We start from the raw sequence: 21,616 nt of genomic DNA on the forward strand, positions 1-21,616 counted from the left end.
TCTCCAGGGCGCCCGCGCGTGCGAGGGCATGCCTGTGCGCGGGCCGGGTGAGGTGAGGGTGGGAGGGGGGGAGACGCGGTGCTGCCGTCAGGCGGCGGGCGCGGTGCGGCGTCGGTCGGGTCCGGTGAGGATGACGCGCTCGGTCATCTCGGCGAGGCGGGAGGCGACGCGGTCGCCGAGTGCGGTGCGCAGCTCGGCAGTGGGGAGGTTGGTGGTGATGAGGGTGGGGAGCATGTGCTCGTACCGGTGGTTGATCAGCCGGTAGGTGAGCTCCTCGGTCCATTCGCTGGTCTTGGCGGCGCCGAGGTCGTCCAGGAGCAGCAGGGGGCATCGGGCGAGTGTCTGGAGCTCTCGTTCGCCGTCGTGGCCGGCGCGTGGGCGGAGCCGAGCGTGCAGGTCGGCGGAGGTGGTGGCCTCCCAGCGCAGGCGGACGCCCCGGGTGAGGAGGGCGCGGACGGCGCCGTACGCCTGGTGGGTCTTGCCCGTGCCGGTGGGGCCGGCGATCAGCAGCGACGGGCCCTCGGCGATGCCTGGACCTCCGGGCCCGGGGCGTCCTGCTCCGGCGATGTGGTCGGCCCAGGCGGTGATCTGCGGGTGGTCGGCCAGGGCACGGCGGTAGCGGGCGGGGATCCGGGCGTCCGCGAGTTCCAGTGCCGTGACGGGCTCGGGCGGCGGTTCCTCGGCTGTGACGCTGGGGTCGATACCGCGGGTGGCCAGGATCGTGTTGAGCCGGTTGGCGAGCGGACCGACCTGGCGAGGCTCTCGGGTGAGGGTGGCGCTCAGAGGTCACCTCCGTAGGCGGCGTCGATGTCGCTTGGGTTCGTCCACGGCGTGTGGCGGACCGTCACGGGCGCGGCGTTCATGGCCTCGTGGACGAGACTCGGCAAGGTGCTGGGATGCAGGCCCTTGGCCCGGTGGCGTTCGAGTCCGGCCCGGATGTGGGCGGGGGAGATGCCCTCGTCGAGCATCTTGCGCACTTCCCGGCCGAGATGGTCCAGGACGCCGGCTGGTGGACGGTGGGCGCACGCAGAGACGTACTCGGCGATCATCTGCCGGGCCGAGACGGTGTCGGGTGCGTGGGCGCTCGCGCCCCCCGAAGGGGTACTTCCTAGGTCCATGATCCTAGGTCCTAGATCCGTACCGTGAGGCTTCACCGACGGCTCCGGGTGTCCTCCGCGAGCCCTCATGGAGGAAGCCGCGAATCCGTCCTGACCTGCGGATTCGTGATCGGTGCCCGGATTCGGTGCGGTCTCGCGCATCTCGCGTGCGTCTGCACGGAGGGCTCCGTGAGGCGGCAGTGCGGGCTCCGTGAAGCCGACCCCCGTGGCGCTTGGCGTGGCTCCTGCCGGGGCGTCGTGGTGCGGGCAGGCGGGGAGGCGGCTCTTGCTGGGCCGGTTGATCTTCTGGTGCCGGCTCCAGGTGACGATGTGCAGGTACCGCTTGTCGTCGAGCCCCGTGTAGCGGCAGATCAGCCCGGCATCGGCGAGCTGGGCGAGGTCCGTCTCGACGTCCGAGGGCCCGTGTTCCGGGCGCAGCACCCACAGTTGTCCGGCGATGATCGCGGCGTGGTCGCGGTGGCGGCCCTGGTCGTCGGCCTGGGTGAGCAGGCCGATGAAGGTGCGCTCGGCGGTCAGGGAGACGGCGGCCAGGGACTCGGAGACGAAGGCTTCGGGCTTGATGGTGCGGATTCGGGCCAAGAGGGGCGGTTCCTCACTCGGTTGCAGGTGGGCGGGGAACCCACGGCTCACCGTCGTCGTGGCGATACGGGCATTAGGGGTGGGGGAGTTGACCGGCCGGCGGCGCGTGGCGCAGCGGTGGCCGCTCGCGCTTTCCGGGGGTGCCGTCAACACATAGCCACACCGGGCCGCGCAAGTCCAGCCCTATCCCGCGACATCTCTCACGGCAGAAAGGGTGCCGAAAAAGAAGGCGGTAGAAGGCGGTCCCAAAACTTTAGGGCACGATCGCCGGTTGACGAAATAGTCGATTGATGTGCCGGTTTTCGGTACTTCCCGTCCTTGGGAAACCGCTTCGCGGCGAACCGCGCGAGCGCAATATAGACGACGATCGCCGGTTAGCGAAACCGGCGATTCTATGGATAGTTGTGGTGCCAATCGAGGTGCTGACCCTGCCCACGGATCCACGCGACTATCGACTGGCAACTCCCAGTCCGCCTGCCTTTTGCACCGACCCGGCGCAAACGCAGGACAGCCCCGCCCCCCTGCCCAAGGAACACCGCTTGACGTCTCCGCCCCACCGCCCCACCGACAAACTCACGGTCGACGAGTTCTGCGACGACCTCCGCATCTCCCGCTCCACCTTCTACGACTGGCGCAAGAAGGGCACAGCCCCGCGCTGCATACGCATCCCCAACGGCGCATTGCGCATCCGCCGCAGTGACTACGAGAACTGGCTGACCGACTGCGAGGACCACGCTTGAGCAACCGGTCCTACAAGGTCCGCTTCTACGACACGGAGATCTACAGGGGAAAGCGCAAGACCAGCTACACCGTCCGGTGGTCCGTCAACGGAAGGCGCCACGGCCAGAGTTATGCCACGAGTGCGCTCGCCGAGTCCTTCCGCGCAACGCTGCGCGTAGCCGCGAACAACGGCGAACCGTTCGACATGGACACCGGCCTGCCGGTCTCACACGCCACCTCCGCTTCTGAGGTCACCAACTACGAATTCGCCCTCCAGTACGTCGACATGAAGTGGCCGCGCATCTCGGCCAACAACCGCAAGAACACCGCCAAGGCCCTCACCAAGGTCACCCTCGCATTGCTCCGCACCGAACTCCCGGAACGCTTCGACCCCATCGACGTACGCCGGGCCCTGCGCGAGTACGCCTTCAACAAGCTCCGACGCGACGAGGCGCCGCCCGAAGTCCGCACCGTCCTGTCGTGGATAGCCCGCAACTCCCTGCCCATGACGGCCTGGGAGGACACCAAACGCGTCGACGCCGTCCTGCACGCGCTCGACACACTTCTGGACGGCAGCCCGGCCGCCGCCAGCTCCGTCACGCGCGAGCAGCGGATCCTCAACGTGGCGATGAAGTACGCCGTACGGCAGAAGATCCTCACCGCCAACCCGCTCCCCAAGGGCAAGGAGGAAGGCGCCGCCCCCAAGGTGGCCGAGGCCGTCGACAAGCGGTCGCTGCTCAACCCGGGTCAGGTCACCCGCCTCCTGGCCTGGATCGCCGACCGCCCCCGCACCGGCCGCCGCCTCCACGCCTTCTTCGCCACCCTCTACTACGCCGGACTGCGGCCGGAGGAGGCCGTAGCCCTCCGCGTCAGCGCCACCACACTGCCCGCCGAGGGCTGGGGCGAACTGCTCGTCCACACCGCTGAGCCCGAAGTCGGCAGCCAGTGGACCGACGACGGCCGCGTCCACGAAACCCGCGACCTCAAGGGCCGCGCCGAGGGCGACACCCGCCCCGTCCCCGCCCACCCAGCACTCGTCGCTGTCCTCCGCGACCTGATCAAGAGGGACGGCCTCCAGCCGGGAGACCTCTTCTTCCCCGGCGAGAAGGGCGGACTGCTGGCCGGATCGGTCTTCCGCCGCGCCTGGAACAAGGCCCGCAAGGCGGTCCTGCCGGAGCACGAATACGAGTCACCCGTGGGCAAGCGCGTCTACGACCTGCGCCACACCTGCCTGACCACCTGGCTCAACCACGGCATCCCACCCGCCCAGGTCGCAGAGTGGGCCGGCAACAGCGTCCCCGTCCTGCTCGCCACCTACGCCCGCTGCATCACGGGCCAGCTCGCCGAGCTCCAGCAGCGCATCGAAGGCCCCCAGCGACTGCCCGCCGGGCCGGCCCCGAGCATGCCGGTGCCCAAGCCTGGATCCACCCCCGCGCCGCGTCGCCGGGCCTGACCCAGATCTAGGGGTCCCACGGACCTCCGCCTCCGGCACCGCCGTTCAGTCGGCGATGTCGACGCCGTATCCGCGTGCGAGGGCGTCGAGGCCGTGGTCGTAGCCCTGACCGACGGCTCGTAGCCGCCACACCGGACCTCTGCGGTAGATCTCCGCGAGCAGCATGGTGCGTTCGGTGGTGGCGGCATCCAGGGTGGCCCGGGCGAGCGGTGCCCCGCTGCTGCCGGGTGCCGCACCGATTTGGATCGCACCGACCGTCCCGAAGGTGGCGGCGCCGTCGATGGCCGCGGCGACGACGACCTTGCGCGTCGCAGGCGGCAGGGCGGCCAGGTTGAGGGCGATGGTCTGTTCGGCAGGTCCGCCGGTCAGCAGTCGCACGGTTCCGGCGGAGCTCTCCGGAGCGCCGTAGAAGATGAAGTCCTCGTCGAAGGTGACCTGTTCGTCCTCGTCGAGGAGGAAGGCGACGACGTCGATCTCGTAGTCGGTCTGCGGGGCCCAGCCGGCGGTGACGTACCACTCCGGCGCGGGTCTGCCGTGCGGCATGGGCAGGTCGATGACGCCGCCTCTCGGCATCACGTGCGGCTCCTGGGTCCGGAGTGTCGCCGCGGCCCGGGCGGTGGTGGTCGGAGCGGTGAGCCAGTGGAGGTCGTGCACGGGGAGTTCGAGGGCGGTGATGCGGCTCATGCGCCGGTCGCCTTCCCCTCCCTCCAGGAGTACGACGTCGGTGACGCTGGCGGACAGGTTGATCGCCGCGGACCCGCCGAGTTCGACGATGCGGGTACGGGCCGCCGCGGCATCGGCATGGACACCACCGAGTACCAGCACGCGACGCCCGGACAGCGGTTTGTCCAACGTGCCGACGGAGGGCACGGGTCGGCGCGGAGCGGGTACCCCGGCACCGGGAGCGGCCGTGGGAAGGGCTACGGCTTCCGAGACGGTCGCGGCAGAGGTCGTGGTGGGCGCCGACTCCACGGGCCGGGCGCTGGGTTCTGCTTCCGGCTCGGCCACCGGGGTGACAGTGACGGCGGTCGCATCATGCGCTGTCCCCGGCCGTACGTCGGCCAGCAGCCGCAGGAAGGTGTGCTCGTCGATGACCGGCACGCCCTCGGCGAGTGCGCGTCGGGCCTTCGCCGAACCGGACGTCGGCTCATTGGTGACCAGCACGCTGGTGTGCCGGCTGACGGAGGTCATCATGTTCAGCCCGGCGGCGACCGCCCGCCCGACCAGCTCCGCCCGGGCATGGGCGGTCTCACCGGTGATCGCGACCTTCATCCCCTGCTGGAGCGGCCCGCCGGGAGCCAGCCGTCCCGGATTGCGGTAGGCGCAGGGAGTCTTCGGCGGCTTCGGCGTGAACTGCGATTCCGCCCGGGGCGGGCAGGCCACCAGCGGCAAGGGCAGATCGAGCCGCGCCGCCTCGCGCAGTGACGCCCGCAGGATCCCGGCCAGCACACGGGTGTCGTCCAGCGCATCATGCGCACGCTGCTGGGGGACGCCGTAATGGGCGGCGAGGGTGCCGAGCTTCATGTCGTCCGTCGGCGGATCCACCTGGCGATTCAGAGCCAGGGTGCACAGCCGCTGCGACACCGGCAGCCACATCCGCGCACGGGCGAACTCGTAGGCCAGGAAGTCGTAGTCGAACTGGGCGTTGTGAGCGACCAGGACCCGGTCCTGAAGCATCGCCCCGATCCGCCCGGCGACCTGGTCGAAGCTCGGTGCGCCCTGTAACCGCTCGACGGTCAGCCCGTGCACTTCCACCGGTCCCGGATCGCAGCCCGGATTGAGCAGGGTCGAGAACTCCCCGGTCTGCTCGCCCTCCGGACCGATCGTGATCACCGCGACGGACAGCACACGGTCTCGCCGGGCAATGAGACCCGTCGTCTCCACATCAACCAAGGCCCAGTCGTAGGCGTAGTAGCCCATCGCGGGCACATCGAAGGAGGCGGAGACGAGACTCATGACGGCAAGGATGATCCGATATCCAGCACCCCTTCAACCTGTATGCCGATTTGCCATTGTTTGGGGTGCTGCAACGAGGTGGTCCTGCGACGGCGACTGCTGAACCGGCGGGTGTCGTCAGTCTGCTTCGAACGCCTCGCTTGCAGAAACGCCGGAGAGCCATCGTGAGGCCCAGGCTTGGGCACTGTCTCGCCTCTTGGCGTGCGCGATTGCCTGAGACTCGCCTTCGAGGAGCGAACTGAGGCTGTCCATCAGACCGGTGCCCGCCAGGAAGTGGGCGAGTGGTGCTACCGACGCGGCCGCCCCCGGTGTGACGGGACCGCCGTGAGCGAGTGAATTGCGCACCGATCGCAGACGATTGAGGGCGCGTGACCAGCAGTCATCGAGCTCCTCGTACCAGGTGCGCATGCCCTCGCGTCCTGCTACTCGGTCGGCCATGTTCTCGGCACGCCGGCGCTGCTTGCTGTGCGTGGGGTAGATCGACATGAGGTCAGGCAGCGTGGAGATGACCCGGCGTACGTCTGTGCGGAAGCTCATCCCCTCGCTCTGCACCATTTCCCTGTGCAGGGCCTCGGCGGCTTGACGGACGTCCGGCGTGAAGTGCGTCAGGTCGTCGCATGAGTGCAGGCCCACTCGTACCAGCGCGTGGATGACTTGATGCCGGATCCAGGCTTGCTTGTGGAAGTTGTCCGAGTACACATGCCACTCCTCGCCTGAGACCCTGGTGGCGAGCAACTCGAGAATCCTCACGTCCAGGACGACCGCTGGCAGCGAAGGTTGCGCACTGGAGGATTTCCACCAGCCCACCGCGTCAATGACATCGGACAGGTCCGTGCTTGCTCCGGGAAGGTGAGGTGCAATGCGCGGAGCCATGCGGTTCAAGCGCTCTGCTGTGGCATCCATTTGGAGGTACGGCGTCGCGAAATCTTCGTCGGACAAGCGGAACACCTCATCGCCACTCCAGACGCCGTCGACGGCATGGATGTGCCCCTCGTACATCTCCCAGCCGCGGAAGTCTTCAGGGAACGTCGCGGCCAAGATCATGGATTGCACCTGAAGGCGCGAGACTGCCGGAGCGTCTGCCTGTGCCCCTACGCCGAGATCCACCCGCGCGAGAACCACGTTTGGTCCGTCAGGGAGCGAGTCCGTGGGGAAGAGGGACTCGGCTCCGCTCACCTCGCAGGGCAGTTGGTCCCGGAACGGGCCGTCCCCGGCCGCGTTCCCGTGAAACCAGTCGCGGTTGTACAAGGTGATGGGGCCGAACGTCTGGACCATGCCTGCGATCCGGGCCTTGGCGAAGGCATGCCACACCACGTGATGGGCGTGACGCGGAGGAGTTGTCAGCAATCGCTCGCACAGAGTGAGACGGGATTCTTCGGACAGCCCGGCTGCTGACATGACGTCTTGATGCGACAGTGCGCCCAGGTCCTCGGTGTCTCCTAGTTTGAGCCGAGCCATCTGCACGTCTACAAGACGGTCGAGCAACACACCTGAGAGGGCGCGCATCACCTCTGTGGAGCGACGCTCGGAACGCTGCAGGAGGGCGCGAAGCAGGACGGTACGCGCCCTGATGTCCTCGTAGCGCTGGCTATCCCTGACCGCGGAGACGATGTCCTGCCAGGCATGAATCAGTTGGCTGTCCGAAGACGCCTCCTGGGAAAGGGCGCGCATGAGCTGCTGTGCCTGTGCCACCTGTCCTTGAGCCACGGGTGCAGGCAGGCCGGCCATCGCGGAACGGAAGGCTTGCAGGTGGATGTCCAGACCCTGTCGGTATCCGGGTCCCAGGCGGTTGACCCCGAAGTCGAAGTCGGCCATGGCGGCCTGCCAGGAGAACCGGTGCCGTCTCTCGAAATCACGCGAGTCGTTGAGCCATGATTCGAGTTGGTCCAACGCTGCCGGGAAGGTCAGATCCTGTCCGTCCTCCTCGTACCAGCGGTCGCGCAGGGCCTCTGCCAGCTCGAAGGTCCACGATGGGTCGGCAACTACATCCCCGAAGAACATGTCCTTCAGTGTCCCTGCCATCTGCGGCGACGCCTGGTAGTCCGAGTTTCGGTCGGGCGGGATGACACGGACGGTCCGAGCGCCCCGCCTTGCGCGGCCGAGGGTGATGCTTGTGGCCGACCATAGACCGTGGCGTTGCTAGGCGGTTCGACGGCAGAGAGCACACCGAAACTTCGGGAAGTTTTCGGGAAGAACACCCGCCGAGAGCCGGACGAAATCGTCTCCAGCCGGACACCAGCCGACTCCGCCCGAGGGCCAACCCGCACTCGCAAAGCTGCTCCGCCGGGCCCGATAAACGGCCTCTGACCAGCAAAAACGCCCTCCCGAAGGAGGGCGGAGCATGGGCGCCCCCGGCAGGACTCGAACCTGCGGCCAAGCGCTTAGAAGGCGCCTGCTCTATCCACTGAGCTACGGGGGCCGGTGTGGTGGCCTCGTGTCTGGTGCCCGGGTGTGGGCTGATCCGTGACGTTGCCGGGGACAAGGATAGGGCTCCCGCGTCCTCGTCCCTGTTGCTTCGCCTCCGTGGCTCGATGTGGAGGTTCGGTGAAGCGGTCCTGATAATCGCAGGCAGGTACGAATCGTGCATCGCTTTTGGCGTCTCACGCCACGGGTGTTGTGTACTCGTTATGCCTGGACTATGCCGTTGTCCCGGTCACCCCTTCCGTCCCTTGTGTCCTGTCGGCACGCAGACATGCTCATATGCTTCAGAAATCCCCTAAAATTGGGCATTCTTCGCATGTGGTGACCTTGGACGTACGGCCTCAGCTGCTCGACGCACTCTCCGCCCTGCGCGACCGTGTCGCCGCCGCACGCTTCCCGCTGCCCCTGCCGGGGGCTCCACGCGCGCGTGCCAACCGCGACGAACTGCTCGCCCAGCTCGACGACTACTTGGTGCCCCGGTTGCGGCAACCCGAAGCGCCCCTGCTGGCCGTGGTGGGAGGTTCTACCGGCGCCGGCAAATCGACCCTCGTCAACTCCCTTGTGGGGCGGCGGGTCAGCGAAGCGGGCGTGTTGCGACCGACCACCCGGACCCCGGTACTGGTGTGCCATCCGGAGGACCATCACTGGTTCAGCGGGATGCGGGTCCTGCCCGACCTCGCGCGTGTGTGGATGCCCCAGCAGGAGGGCGGCGACGACCTGTTGCTGCCCGGCGAGGACCCCGCGCGCGTACTGCGCGTCGAGACCGCCGACACCCTCCCGCCCGGCCTCGCCCTCCTCGACGCGCCCGACATCGACTCCCTCATCGCCGACAATCGCACCCTGGCCGCCGAACTCATCTGCGCGGCCGACATCTGGGTCATGGTGACCACCGCCGCGCGGTACGCCGACGCCGTCCCCTGGCATCTGCTGCGCACCGCCAAGGAGTACGACGCCACCCTCGTGACCGTCCTCGACCGGGTGCCCCACCAGGTCGTCTCCGAGGTGTCGAGGCAGTACGCGGCGCTGCTCACCAAGGCCGGGCTCGGCGACGTACCCCGGTTCACCGTGCCCGAACTGCCGGAGTCCGCCTGGGGCGGCGGACTGCTGCCCGCCACCGCTGTGGCGCCGCTCAGGACCTGGCTCGTGCACCAGGCCCAGGACCCCGCCTCCCGGCAGCACACCCTCGCCCGCACCGCGCACGGCGTCCTCGACTCCCTCAAGGCCCGCATGCCCGAACTGGCCGGCGCCGCCGCCGCCCAGTACGCCGCCGCGCTGCGGCTGACCGCCGCCGTCGACGGGGCGTACGACAGCGAGCACGCGCGCGTGCGTGGGCGTTTGCAAGCGGGGGCCGTACTGGCGGGCGACGCGCTGAAGCGGTGGCGGGCCTTCCCGCTCGACTGCACCGCCACGGAACTGCTCGACGCGCTCGTGGAGAGCCTCGCCGCGCTCCTGCTGTGTGCCGTCACCGCCGCCGACGAACGCGTCGACGAAGCCTGGCGGCGCGAACCCGCGGCGGGCGCCCCGGAGCTCGCCGACCGGGACCCGGCGCTGGAGAGCCCCGAGCACCGGATCGGGCTCGCCGTGCGACGGTGGCGGCGCGAGCTGGAGGAGTACGCCGAGGAAGAGGTGCGCGACCTGGAACGGAGCGTCGCGCCCGACCCCGAGGTCATCGCCGCCCTCGTCGCCACCGCCCTGCTGGGCGGCCGTCGCGCGCGCACCGCCGGTGAGGGGCTCGCCGAGCGCCTCGGCGCCCACGGTGCGCTGCGGCTGCGCGACCGCGGCGGCCGGCTGCTCACCGAGCACCTGGACCGGGTCGTGCACGGCGAGCGCGAGCGCCGGCTCGCGCCGCTCGACGCCCTCGACGTCCATCCCGAACCCCAGGCCGAACTCATCGCCGCGCTGTCCGTGCTGCAGAAGGAGAGGTGAGCGGTGACCGCCGTCACTGATCAGGACCACACCGATCACACCGACCGCACCGATCACGCGGAGGCGGCCGTCTCCGGCGACGCGGGCGGTGCGCCCGTGCAGGGCGACGCCCTGGATGCCGTACAGGCGGAGGGCGCAGAAGGTGCAGAAGGTGCAGAAGGAGCAGAAGGCGTAGGGGATGAGGAAGAGGTGGAAGAGGTGGAGGCAGAGGGGTCGGTTGACGCGGGCGTACAAGGCGTCGAAGGAGGCTTGGCATCCACCAGGGCCATGAGGGCTGGGGAGGGCGGGCCCAACGCGCGCGTGGCGGACGACTCCTCCGGGCGTGGTGACCTCTCCGGTCGTACCGACGCCTCCGGCGCCTGGGACGACGGGCTCATCGCGCGGCGGGTGAACGAGGGCACCGGTGGCGAGCCGGTCGCCGTCGTGGAGGCGCGGGGGACCGGGGCGCCGGTCGCGGCTCCCCTGGCGTACGACGGGGCGCTGCGGTCGCGGCTCGACGCGTTGCGGGAGCTCGTGGGGCTCTCGCGGACCCGGCTCGACAGCCGGACGCTCGCGGAGGCGGGCCGGGTGCTCGACGAGGCGGCCGCGCGGCGCAGGCTCTCCGGGCAGCACACCGTCGTCGCCATCGCGGGCGCGACCGGCAGCGGCAAGTCGCAGCTGTTCAACGCGCTGGCCGGCGTGACGATCTCGGAGACGGGCGTACGGCGGCCGACGACCGCCGCGCCCATCGCGTGCAGTTGGAGCGACGGCTCGGCCTCGCTCATCGAGCGGCTCGGCATCCCGCCGCGGCTGCGGCGACGGCCTTTGCAGAACGCCGAGACGGAGGCCCAGTTGCGCGGGCTGGTCCTCGTCGACCTGCCCGATCACGACTCCGCGGCCGTGCAGCACCGCGAACAGGTCGACCGTGTGCTGGCGCTGGTCGATGCCGTCATCTGGGTCGTCGATCCCGAGAAGTACGCGGACGCGGTGCTCCACGAGCGCTATCTGCGGCCCATGGCCGGACACGCCGAGGTCATGTTCGTCGTCCTCAACCAGACCGACCGGCTGCCCGGCGAGGCCACCGAGCAGGTCCTCGACGACCTGCGGCGGCTCCTCGACGAGGACGGGATCGCGCTGGGGGAGTACGGCGAGCCGGGGGCGACCGTGCTCGCGCTGTCCGCGCTCACAGGTGACGGCGTCGGTGAACTGCGGGAGGCGCTCGGGCAGTTCGTGGCCGAACGGGGCGCACCCGCGCGGCGGATCTCCGCAGACGTGGACGCCGCGGCGTGGGGGCTGCGGCCCGTGTACGCGACCGGGCGGCGGGCCGGGCTGAGCGAGGAGGCGCGGGACGAGTTCGCCGTACGGCTGGCCGACGCGGTCGGCGCCACGGCAGCCGGGGAGGCCGCCGAGCGGGCCTGGCTGCGCAACGCCAACCGTGCGTGCGGGACGCCCTGGCTGCGGCTGTGGCGGTGGTACCAGGACCGGCTCGAACCGGTCACCGGGCGGCTTCCGTTGCGCGCCCCGGCCGACGAGGAGGCGACGGCCCGGCAGCGCGTCGAGCAGGCGGTGCGGACGGTCGCCGACCGGGCCTCCACCGGGCTGCCCGCGCCCTGGGCGCAGGCGGTGCGCGAGGCGGCCGTACGAGGTTCCCAGGGGCTGCCCGAGGCGCTGGACGAGCTGGCGGCGCGGGCCGGACTGCCGCCGGGGAGGCCGCCGCGGCCGGGGTGGTGGCCGGTGGCCGTGCTCGCGCAGGCGTCCATGACGCTGCTTCAGGTCGTCGGCGGGCTGTGGCTGGTCGGGCAGATCGTCGGGTTCATGGCGCCCAACCTCGGGGTGCCGGTGCTGCTGATGGTGGCCGGGATCATCGGCGGTCCGCTGGTGGAGTGGAGCTGCCGGATCGCGGCCCGGGGGCCGGCCCGGCGGTACGGCATGGAGGCGGAGCGACGGCTTCGGGAGGCGGCGGCCGGGTGCGGGCGGGCCCGGGTGCTGGATCCGGTGGCGGCGGAGTTGCTGCGGTACCGGGAGGTTCGGGAGCAGTACGGGAGGGCGCTGGGGGTGGAGGCGGGGGTGCGGTGACCTTGTGAGTGGGGGGGCGTCGCTCGTTCGGGTGGCGGGGTTTTCCACAGGTGGGCGATGGTCCACAGCGCTCAGCGGGCTCGGCCCGGCGGAGGCAGTCTGGTTCCACGGCGATCGCGGCGGACGCGGTCGCCGGACGGGGGACGGACGCAGCAGCCGTACGGGACGGGCCCGTACGTGTGCCCGGTCAGCCCCTGTCTGCCATCCGCTGTCCGCTTTCCGCTATCGGCCCGGCACGGATGCCGGCCGGGCCAGGGAGGGGTTCGAGATGAACGAGACGATCGTGTGTGTCGTGGGGAACGTGGCGACGCGGCCGGTGTACCGGGAACTGGCGGCCGGACCGTCGGCGCGCTTCCGGCTGGCGGTGACCCAGCGCTACTGGGACCGGGAGAAGAGCGTGTGGACGGACGGGCACACCAACTTCTTCACCGTGTGGGCGAATCGGCAGCTCGCCACCAACGCGGCGGCGTCGCTGAACGTGGGCGACCCGGTGGTCGTGCAGGGCAGGTTGAAGGTGCGGTCGGACGTGCGCGAGGGGCAGAACTGGACCTCCGCCGACATCGACGCGGTGGCGATCGGCCATGATCTGGCGCGCGGCACGGCCATGTTCCGGCGTGGACAGAAGCCGGGTGAGACGGGATCGGTGGAGTCCGCTGCCGCGCAGCCCGAGCCGAACTGGGAGACGCCCGTCGGTGACGCCGCCCCCCAACCGGAGTCGGAACCCGTCGCGGTGACGTGATGTCAGCCGACGGGAGCGGATGACGGCCCGGGGCCGTACCGAACTGCGGCTTATCGGCGAATGCGCCCTGAACGACCCTGGTGGATTTGTCGATAAGCCCTGCTCGCGGGTGATCTTGGCGATAACGATTCCGAGTCGGATCGGCCCTGCGACCGCATCCCCGGGAACCGCGGTGCGGCGCTTCCTTAGGATGCCGAACGTGGCTCTCGGGGCTTCTGATTCTGCTGGTGGGACCGTTCCCCCCATGTCAACGGGTCCTGCCTGAAGGGGAATTCTGTGTTTTCTTCGCTCTCTGCGCCCAGGACGCGGCGGTCGGCACGCGGACGAGGGGCGGCCCGGCTCGTCGCCGGGACGCTGCTGTCCGGGCTGGTCGCGGCCGGCGTCCTGGCCGGTGCCGGTACGGCCGCCGCCGGTGACGAGGCCGCGCAGATCCAGGGCGGGGCGACCGCCACCATAGGTGGCCTGAAGACCTACGGCACGGCCGTCATACACGACGACTCCGGCGACCTGGAGGTCTCGGCGGGCCTGTTCGAGATGTCCGTCGAGGGCGGCGGCATGCTCCAGACGTACTGCGTCGACCTCTACAACCCCACCCAGCGGGACGCCAAGTACCACGAGACGCCCTGGAGCGGCACCTCGCTCGGGGCCAACAAGGACGCCGGCAAGATCCGCTGGATCCTGCAGAACTCCTACCCGCAGGTGAACGACCTCGCGGCGCTCGCCGCGAAGGCGGGCGTGCGGGGCCTCACCGAGCAGGACGCGGCGGCCGGCACGCAGGTGGCCATCTGGCGCTACTCGGACGGCGCCGACGTCGACGCCGCCGACCCGCAGGCCGAGAAGCTCGCCGACTACCTGTACGACAGTGCCCGCCCGCTGGCGGAGCCGCAGGCCTCGCTGACGCTCTCGCCGGCCGCGGTCTCCGGCCGCTCCGGCGGGCTGCTCGGCCCGGTGACGGTGCACACCGACGCGGACAGCGTGACGGTCACGCCGCCGGCGGACGCCGTCACCAGCGGGGTGCGGATCGTCGGCAAGAACGGCATGGACGTCACCTCCGCCAAGAACGGCAGCCAGCTCTTCTTCGACATCCCCGAGGACGCGCCGGCGGGCTCGGCCGAGCTGGCCGTGCAGGCCTCCACGACCGTGCCGGTGGGCCGCGCCTTCACCTCCGAGAGCAGGAGCCAGACGCAGATCCTGGCCGGGTCCAGCGAGTCGACGGTGTCGGCGACGGCGAGCGCGACCTGGGCCGACAAGGGTGCGATACCGGCCCTGTCCGCGGCGAAGAACTGCGCCGAGGGCGGCATCGACATCACCGCGGCCAACGAGGGCGACGAGCCCTTCACCTTCGAGCTGATGGGCCTGGAGCACAGCATCCCGGCGGGCGAGTCCCGGACGGTGACGGTTCCGCTCCAGGAGGACCAGGCATACGACTTCACGATCACCGGCCCCGGCGGCCTGGAGAAGCGCTTCACCGGCGTCCTCGACTGCCAGACCCAGGGCAACGAGACCGGCGACTCCACCCAGACCCTCAGCGAACCGAGCCCGGCCACGGTGGGCGGCACCGCCACCGGCACCAACCTCGCCGAGACCGGCGCGTCCAGCATGACCCCGGTGATCACGGGCGTCGCGGTGGCGCTGGTGGTGATCGGCGGGACGGCGCTGGTGCTGGTGCAGCGGAAGAAGACACCGGGCCGCGACTGAGCGACCCGGAAACTCCCCTCACGCCCCGTGACCGGATGCTCGCGGGGTGTGGTGGGCGGGCGGGGGCGCTGACATACGGGTTTCCGTCCGGGGATGGACGTACGGCAAGATGGGGTGTATCTGCCCACTGCCAGATTTCAAGCTGCCGGACGGTTTCTCTTGGCTGAGTACATCTACACCATGCGCAAGACGCGCAAGGCAATCGGCGACAAGGTCATCCTTGACGACGTATCGCTGAACTTCCTGCCCGGCGCGAAGATCGGTGTGGTCGGCCCGAACGGTGCCGGCAAGTCGACCATTCTGAAGATCATGGCGGGGCTTGAGCAGCCCTCGAACGGGGACGCGTTCCTGTCGCCGGGGTACACCGTCGGCATCCTGTTGCAGGAGCCGCCGCTCAGCGAGGACAAGACCGTCCTGGAGAACGTCCAGGAGGGTGTCGCCGAGGTCAAGGGCAAGCTCGACCGGTTCAATGAGATCGCCGAGCTCATGGCGACTGATTACTCCGACGCGCTGCTCGACGAGATGGGCAAGCTGCAGGAGGAGCTCGACCACGCCAACGCGTGGGACCTCGACGCCCAGCTGGAGCAGGCCATGGACGCGCTGGGCTGCCCGCCCGGCGACTGGGCCGTCACCAACCTCTCCGGTGGTGAGCGGCGGCGTGTGGCGCTGTGCAAGCTGCTGCTGGAGGCCCCCGACCTGCTGCTCCTCGACGAGCCCACCAACCACCTCGACGCCGAGTCGGTGAACTGGCTGGAGCAGCACCTCGCCAAGTACGAGGGCACCATCGTCGCCGTCACCCACGACCGGTACTTCCTGGACAACGTCGCGGGCTGGATCTGCGAGGTCGACCGCGGCCGGCTGCACGGCTACGAGGGCAACTACTCCAAGTACCTGGAGACCAAGCAGACCCGTCTCAAGGTCGAGGGGCAGAAGGACGCCAAGCGCGCCAAGCGGCTCAAGGAAGAGCTGGAGTGGGTGCGGTCCAACGCCAAGGGACGGCAGGCCAAGTCCAAGGCGCGTCTCGCCCGCTACGAGGAGATGGCCGCCGAGGCCGACAAGATGCGGAAGCTGGACTTCGAGGAGATCCAGATCCCGCCGGGTCCGCGCCTGGGCAGCATCGTCGTCGAGGTCAACAACCTCAGCAAGGGCTTCGGTGACAAGCTCCTCATCGATGATCTGAGCTTCAGCCTGCCTCGGAACGGCATCGTCGGTGTCATCGGCCCCAACGGCGCCGGCAAGACCACGCTCTTCAAGATGATCCAGGGCATCGAGACCCCGGACTCCGGCTCCATCAAGGTCGGCGAGACCGTCAAGATCTCGTACGTCGACCAGAGCCGCGAGAACATCGACCCGAAGAAGACCCTGTGGGCCGTCGTCAGCGACGAGCTGGACTACATCAACGTGGGCCAGGTCGAGATGCCCTCGCGGGCCTACGTCTCCGCCTTCGGCTTCAAGGGTCCCGACCAGCAGAAGCCGGCCGGTGTCCTCTCCGGTGGTGAGCGCAACCGCCTCAACCTCGCGCTCACCCTCAAGCAGGGCGGCAACCTGCTGCTCCTCGACGAGCCGACCAACGATCTCGACGTCGAGACCCTCGGCTCGCTGGAGAACGCGCTGCTGGAGTTCCCGGGCGCGGCCGTGGTCGTCTCCCACGACCGGTGGTTCCTGGACCGAGTGGCCACGCACATCCTCGCCTACGAGGGTGACTCCAAGTGGTTCTGGTTCGAGGGCAACTTCGAGTCGTACGAGAAGAACAAGATCGAGCGGCTCGGCCCGGACGCCGCGCGTCCGCACCGCGCCACCTACAAGAAGCTGACCCGGGGCTGATCGGTCTTGCGGCACATCTACCACTGCCCGCTGCGCTGGGCGGACATGGACGCGTACGGCCACGTCAACAACGTGGTCTTCCTCCGCTACCTGGAGGAAGCCCGTATCGACTTCCTGTTCCGCCCGGAGAAGGACTTCAAGCAGGGGTCCGTGGTGGCGCGCCATGAGATCGACTACAAGCGGCAGCTCGTCCACCGGCACACGCCCGTGGTCATCGAGCTGTGGGTCACGGAGATAAGGGCCGCGTCCTTCACCATCGCCTATGAGGTGAAGGACGACGACCTGGTGTACGTGCGGGCCTCGACGGTCATAGTGCCGTTCGACTTCGAGGCCCAGCGGCCGCGTCGGATCACCGCCGAGGAACGCGAGTTCCTGGAGGGGTACCGGGACGACGACGAGGAGGAGGCCGTCGCCGCATGACGGTGCTCCACCTCGCCGACGAGGGGGAGGCGGCGGATCTCGCGGCCTTCCTCTCCCGCCTGCTCCACTACGACCGCGGAGCCGCCGTGCGGCTCCAGGCCGCCGGGACCGCGCTCGCCGTGTTCGGGCGGCCGCCGTCCTTCGAGGTGCTGGCGATCCGGGCGGTGCGGCTCGCCAAGCCCTATGAGCACGGGCTCGACGTCACGCTCGATGTGACCGTGTCGGCCGGGGAGTTGCTGGAGTCCCTCGACGAGGCGGGCGCCACCGCCGGGGTGCCGGCCGCCGTGACCGGGCCGCCGTGGGCCGGGGTGCTGCCGCCGCGGGGTGGATGGCAGGCCGTCGCCGGGCTGCCCGAGCCTGCCGCCCTGCGGGGCATGGTGGGTGCCGGGGTCGCCGAATTCCGCTCCCGTGTCGGGGAGTTGGCGCCCGAGAGCCGTACCCGTGCCGAACTCGACCGGGTAGGGCGGGAGATCTGGTCCCGGACGGTCGGGGAGACCGAGTTGCCGGTGCGGGCCGTGCATGCCGCGCAGTCGCTCGGATTCCTGCGCGGTGACGGGGAGTTGGCGTTGCTGTCCTGCGGAGCGTGGCTGCGGCTTCGTACGCCGTACGGGTCGATCGCCGTGCGGCGGGCGGGGCTTGGGGCGTTGGGCGTCAGCGTGCGCTGAGTGCCCCGGTGTGAAGTCAGCTGTGGTCGCTGTCGTCCGGCCATACGCCGATGTGGTCCGGCTCCAGTTCCAGGGCCACGCGGTCGCGCATGCCGAGGGCCTCGGTGTACTCGGCGGGGAGCTGGAGACGGCCGGCGCGGTCGAGCATGGCGTACTCGCGGGCCACGACCGTCTCGTGGCCGGTCGTCGCGTCGACCTCGCTGCGGCGCAGGACCTCCGTGGAGGTGCGGCCGTCGCGGATGGCGACCGTGCGGCGGACCTCGCCGGCGACCGCCTGGTCGTGGGTGACGATCACGATGGTCGTGCCGAGCTGCTCGTTCGCGGTGCGGAACGCGGCGAAGATCTGTTCCGCGGTCTGGGAGTCGAGTTCGCCGGTGGGTTCGTCGGCCAGGAGGACCGCGGGGGCGTTGGCGAGGGCGACGGCTATCGCGACGCGTTGCTGCTGGCCGCCGGACATCTGGTGGGGGTGGCGGTCGCGGCAGTCCGACACGTCCAGCAACTCCAGGAGCTCTAGGGCGCGTTCGGATTTCGCCTTGCGTGAGCCGCGGGTGGCGGACAGCTGCATCGGGAGCGTGATGTTCTGGGCCGCGGTGAGGTAGGGGAGCAGGTTGCGGGAGGTCTGCTGCCAGACGAAGCCGACGGTTCTGCGGCGGTAGGCCAGGCGGTCCTTTGCGGTCATGGTGAGCAGGTCGTGACCGGCGACGCGGGCCGCGCCCGCGGTGGGGGTGTCCAGGCCGGCGAGGATGTTCATGAGGGTGGACTTGCCGCTGCCGGAGGCGCCGACCAGGGCCATGAGTTCGCCCTCGCGGACGAGGAGGTCCAGGCCCTGGAGGGCTTGGACCTCTATGCCGTCCGTGGTGAAGATGCGGACGAGGCGGTCGCAGGTGATGAGGGCGTCGTGGCCGTAGGTGGGGGTGTTGCGGGCCGCGGCGGCCTTGGTGGTCAGATCGGCGAGGGTGGGGTTGGTGGTCACCGGGGGCCTCCTTGGCTGCTGGCCTGGGTGGGGATGGCTGTGGGGTGGGATTCGCTCGCCCGCGCTCGCGGGGTGCCTCCCCCACTCTCGGCTTCGCCCGAGCGGGTGGACCCCCATCGCCCACCCGTGCCGCCCCAGCGGGTGGACCCCCATCGCCCACCCGTGCCGCCCCAGCGGGTGGACCCCCATCGCCCACCCGTGCCGCCCCAGCGGCCCGACTGCCCGCAGCGAAGCGCGCCGCTGGGGGTGCCGGAGGGTGTCGTCGTGCGGGTGCGGCGGCGTTGCGGCTGGTCGCGCAGTTCCCCGCGCCCCCTTGGGGCGTTGCCGGACCGCAGTCGCATGGAGCACGTCACCGCGCATCCCCCGCCCGCAGCTCCGCCACCGAGCCCTGTCTGCCCGACCACCACGCCTGCACCCCCGCCACCCCCACCGTCACCAGCACCACCGCGGCGGCCGGGAGCGCCAGGGACCACGGGGACGTGCGCAGCTCCGCGTCTCCCGTGGGGGACGCTTTCGCCAGGGCGATCGTCGTCAAATCGATGCCGGGGGACAGGAGATGGACCGTCGCCCAGCCCGTCAGGACGCCCCCGGCCGCCGCCATGACCGCCTGCGGCAGTGACTCCAGGATCAGCAGACGGCGGCCCTGGGTTCGGGTGAGGCCCATCGTGCGGAGGCGGGCCAGGAGGGCGGTGCGTTCGGGGGCGGCGCGCAGGAGGGAGAGGAGGAGGGCCAGGATCGCGTAGCCGGAACCTGCCACCACCGCCGCCGTGTAGATGTCCTCCGCGCCCGACTGAAGCGGGGAGTTCACATAGCGCGCCCGCTCCTCGGACGCCGTCCGGACCTGCCCTGCCCTGCCGGTGGCCCTGCTCAGGTCCGCGCCGGACAGGTGGGCGCCCGTCAGCAGCAGTGCGGTGGGGCGGGCCGCCGTGGCGCCGAGTCCCGCGCGGTCCACGACCAGGAAGTCCACGCCGTCGATGGCCGGGGTCCGGTCCCGTACGAGGGTGATGCGGACGGTGATCGTCGTCGTACCGTCCTCCAGCAGGACGGGGAAGGGGCGGGTGCCGTACGTCTTCGCCACCGAGGGGGAGGCCAGGGCCGGGAGCGCGTCGCCGGGGCGGGCGCCCGTCAACTCGCCCTTGTCATAGGGGCCCAGGCCCGTCCGGGTCGCCAACTGCGCGTAGCCGTCCGGGTCCACGCCCACCAGGGGGACCGACTGGCTGCCGTCCGTCGGCTTCGCCTGGTACGCGATGCTCACCCCGGTCAGCGTGTCGACGCCCGGCTGTCGGCGGAGCCGGTCCGGCAGTCCGGAGGGCAGCGGGCCCTCCGCGTCGACACGGGCGTCCGCGCCCACCGCGAGGAGCGCCGCGCGGTCACGTGCCTCGGCGACGCCGGTGAGGACCGAGCCGCCGAAGGCGGCCGTCGTCAGGGCGGTCAGCAGGGCCAGCAGGGGCAGGACCGCGGAGGCGGACGTACGGCCCGCGCGGGCCAGGGAGAGGTGGGCGACCGCGCCGCGCAGGCGGCCGGCGGGGCGGGCCAGGCCGCGCAGCGGGAAGGGGTACAGGCGGACCAGCACCAGGGCCGCGATCACGCCCGTCAACGCCGGTGCGACATAAGCCAGTTCATTGCCCGATGAGCCCCTTCGGCGCAGGGTCTCCACCGCCGCCAGGGCCAGTGCGAGGAGGGTCAGCTCCGCGACCGTGCGGCCCCGGGAGGGGCGTAGCGCCGCGATGTCCTCGCGGCCGGTGTGCAGCCGTACGGTCCGGTGGGCCGCCGCCGCGCGCAGCGGGAGCGCGGCGCAGGCCGCGGCCGTGACCGTGGCGGCCGCCGTGACGGCGTACGCTGTCCGGCCCTCGGGGACCGCCAGCAGGGCCGCCGCCAGGCCGAGGGCGCCGGCCGGGACGGCGACCGTGGCCGTCTCGGCGAGGAGGCGTCCGGCCAGGCCGCGCAGGGACGCGCCGCGGGCGCGCAGCAGGGCCAGTTCGGTGCGGCGGCGGTCGGCGGCGAGGCCGCCCGACATGAGCAGGACGACCGCGGCGACCGTACCGGCGCCGAACGCTGCCACGGCGACCAACGGGGTTACGCCCTCGCGCAGTTCGGAGTAGCCGGTCAGGATCTCGCTGAGGTCGGTGTACGTGTCGGTGAGGCCGCCCGTGACCGTGCGGGCGTGCTGGAGGGCGGGGCCGGACTCCAGGGAGGCGACGGAGGACTTCAGGCGGTCCACGTCGTAGGCGTGCAGGGCGTCCATGGCGGGCGCCAGCTGCCAGTAGCGCCACGGGACCGCCGGGGTGCCCGCCATGGCGGGTGCCGACTCGGGGGCGAGCAGCAGGGCGCCGAGCCAGTACTTGTCGGCGTCCGAGCTCGGGCCGGGCATCCGGACGAGGGTGGGTTCGTGGAGGAGCGGCTGGGCCGACCAGAAGGCGCCGGACGGCTCGCGCGGGGTGACGATGCCCGTGACGCGGACGGCCAGCGGGGCGCGGGACTCGCCGGGGACGTGGATGACGGAACCGATCCTGATGTGCAGGGACTTGGCGGTCCGCGCGCTGACCGCGGCCTCCACCTCCGGCGTCATCGCGTCCGCGGGCGTGGCGGGAGCGCGCGGCAGCCGGCCCTCGACCGAGCGGATGTGGTCGGCGAGGCCCTGCTGGGCGACCAGGGCGACCTGCGCGGGCGTTCCGGTCGGCCGCGGCAGCCAGGGGTCCGGCACCTCCAGATTGGTGGAGCCGCGCACGCCGTAGGTCGACTGGCGGGGGTCGACGACGAGGGGCTTCTCGACCGTGGCGAGGATCTTCTTGTACTGCGCGGCGAGGGTGGCGGGGCGCAGGTCCTGGTCCGAGACGATGCCGTACTCGGGGCGGGCGTACAGCAGGATCGAGGTCCGGTCGGCGCCCGCCTGTTCCACGGCCCGGTGCAGACCGGCGTCCGCGGACCGGTCGACGGCCCGGGGGAGGGCGGCGCCGAGGCACGCGGTCAGCGCCACCAGCAGGGCGAGCGCGAGGGCCGCGCCGGGGGCGGTGCGCAGCCGGGTACGAATCCACGGGGCCACGGCAGCCGACTTCACCGCATCCACCC

Annotated in this window: 15 protein-coding genes and 1 tRNA gene; 9 read left to right on the forward strand and 7 right to left on the reverse strand. The window is 70.9% G+C overall.

Features of this window, described 5'->3' with window-relative positions; all coding sequences use genetic code 11:
* Window positions 1-87: 87 nt before the first annotated feature.
* Window positions 88-783, reverse strand: a complete 696-nt coding sequence (locus DI272_RS32520; RefSeq protein WP_109498739.1) for an ATP-binding protein — start codon at window positions 781-783, stop codon at window positions 88-90.
* Window positions 780-1,697, reverse strand: coding sequence for a hypothetical protein (locus DI272_RS32525; RefSeq protein ID WP_109498740.1), 918 nt, complete (start codon window positions 1,695-1,697; stop codon window positions 780-782). The genes DI272_RS32520 and DI272_RS32525 overlap by 4 nt, the downstream gene beginning before the upstream one ends.
* 539 nt (window positions 1,698-2,236) lie before the next feature.
* Here DI272_RS32525 and DI272_RS45680 point away from each other — a divergent pair.
* Both DI272_RS45680 and DI272_RS32535 read left to right on the forward strand, forming a co-directional pair.
* A complete protein-coding gene (locus DI272_RS45680) occupies window positions 2,237-2,437 on the forward strand; it encodes an AlpA family transcriptional regulator (protein ID WP_188293376.1) in 201 nt (66 codons plus the stop codon).
* Window positions 2,434-3,870: a site-specific integrase gene (locus DI272_RS32535; protein ID WP_109498742.1), complete on the forward strand. Its 1,437-nt coding sequence runs from the start codon at window positions 2,434-2,436 to the stop codon at window positions 3,868-3,870. Before DI272_RS45680 ends, DI272_RS32535 begins: the two co-directional genes overlap by 4 nt.
* Window positions 3,871-3,915: 45 nt before the next feature.
* On the opposite strand, the gene DI272_RS32540 is transcribed toward DI272_RS32535, so the two are convergent.
* The 3 genes from DI272_RS32540 to DI272_RS32550 all read right to left on the reverse strand — a co-directional run bounded on the left by DI272_RS32540 (window position 3,916) and on the right by DI272_RS32550 (window position 8,245).
* Window positions 3,916-5,826, reverse strand: a complete 1,911-nt coding sequence (locus DI272_RS32540; RefSeq protein WP_109498743.1) for a TerD family protein — start codon at window positions 5,824-5,826, stop codon at window positions 3,916-3,918.
* 117 nt (window positions 5,827-5,943) lie between these two features.
* The gene (locus DI272_RS32545) at window positions 5,944-7,827 is read right to left on the reverse strand and encodes a hypothetical protein (RefSeq protein WP_109498744.1); all 1,884 of its coding nucleotides are present in this window, start codon (window positions 7,825-7,827) and stop codon (window positions 5,944-5,946) included.
* A 345-nt stretch (window positions 7,828-8,172) separates the two neighbouring features.
* Window positions 8,173-8,245, reverse strand: a tRNA-Arg gene (locus DI272_RS32550).
* Window positions 8,246-8,565: 320 nt separating this feature from the next.
* On the opposite strand from DI272_RS32550, the gene DI272_RS32555 reads away from it, so the two are divergent.
* The 7 genes from DI272_RS32555 (at window position 8,566) to DI272_RS32585 (ending at window position 17,574) form a co-directional block, all read left to right on the forward strand.
* Window positions 8,566-10,173: a dynamin family protein gene (locus DI272_RS32555; protein ID WP_109498745.1), complete on the forward strand. Its 1,608-nt coding sequence runs from the start codon at window positions 8,566-8,568 to the stop codon at window positions 10,171-10,173.
* Between the two features lie 3 nt (window positions 10,174-10,176).
* Entirely contained in the window at window positions 10,177-12,228 is a 2,052-nt protein-coding gene (locus DI272_RS32560) for a YfjP family GTPase (protein ID WP_109498746.1), read from the forward strand.
* A 268-nt stretch (window positions 12,229-12,496) separates the two neighbouring features.
* Window positions 12,497-12,967, forward strand: coding sequence for a single-stranded DNA-binding protein (locus tag DI272_RS32565; RefSeq protein WP_109498747.1), 471 nt, complete (start codon window positions 12,497-12,499; stop codon window positions 12,965-12,967).
* Window positions 12,968-13,243: 276 nt separating this feature from the next.
* A complete protein-coding gene (locus DI272_RS32570) occupies window positions 13,244-14,665 on the forward strand; it encodes a Cys-Gln thioester bond-forming surface protein (protein WP_109498748.1) in 1,422 nt (473 codons plus the stop codon).
* Window positions 14,666-14,824: 159 nt separating this feature from the next.
* Complete coding sequence (gene ettA, locus DI272_RS32575) at window positions 14,825-16,489, forward strand: energy-dependent translational throttle protein EttA (RefSeq protein WP_109498749.1); 1,665 nt, start codon at window positions 14,825-14,827, stop codon at window positions 16,487-16,489.
* Between the two features lie 6 nt (window positions 16,490-16,495).
* The gene (locus tag DI272_RS32580; protein WP_109498750.1) at window positions 16,496-16,909 is read left to right on the forward strand and encodes a thioesterase family protein; all 414 of its coding nucleotides are present in this window, start codon (window positions 16,496-16,498) and stop codon (window positions 16,907-16,909) included.
* A complete protein-coding gene (locus DI272_RS32585; RefSeq protein WP_109498751.1) occupies window positions 16,906-17,574 on the forward strand; it encodes a hypothetical protein in 669 nt (222 codons plus the stop codon). The genes DI272_RS32580 and DI272_RS32585 overlap by 4 nt, the downstream gene beginning before the upstream one ends.
* 16 nt (window positions 17,575-17,590) lie before the next feature.
* Here DI272_RS32585 and DI272_RS32590 read toward each other — a convergent pair whose 3' ends face one another.
* Window positions 17,591-18,547 (reverse strand): ABC transporter ATP-binding protein, encoded by a 957-nt coding sequence (locus DI272_RS32590; RefSeq protein ID WP_109498752.1) that lies wholly within the window; start codon window positions 18,545-18,547, stop codon window positions 17,591-17,593.
* A gap of 349 nt (window positions 18,548-18,896) precedes the next feature.
* A complete protein-coding gene (locus DI272_RS32595) occupies window positions 18,897-21,605 on the reverse strand; it encodes an FtsX-like permease family protein (protein WP_109498753.1) in 2,709 nt (902 codons plus the stop codon).
* Window positions 21,606-21,616: the final 11 nt, after the last annotated feature.

This window comes from Streptomyces sp. Act143, from assembly GCF_003143935.1.
In the GTDB taxonomy this organism is placed as follows: domain Bacteria; phylum Actinomycetota; class Actinomycetes; order Streptomycetales; family Streptomycetaceae; genus Streptomyces.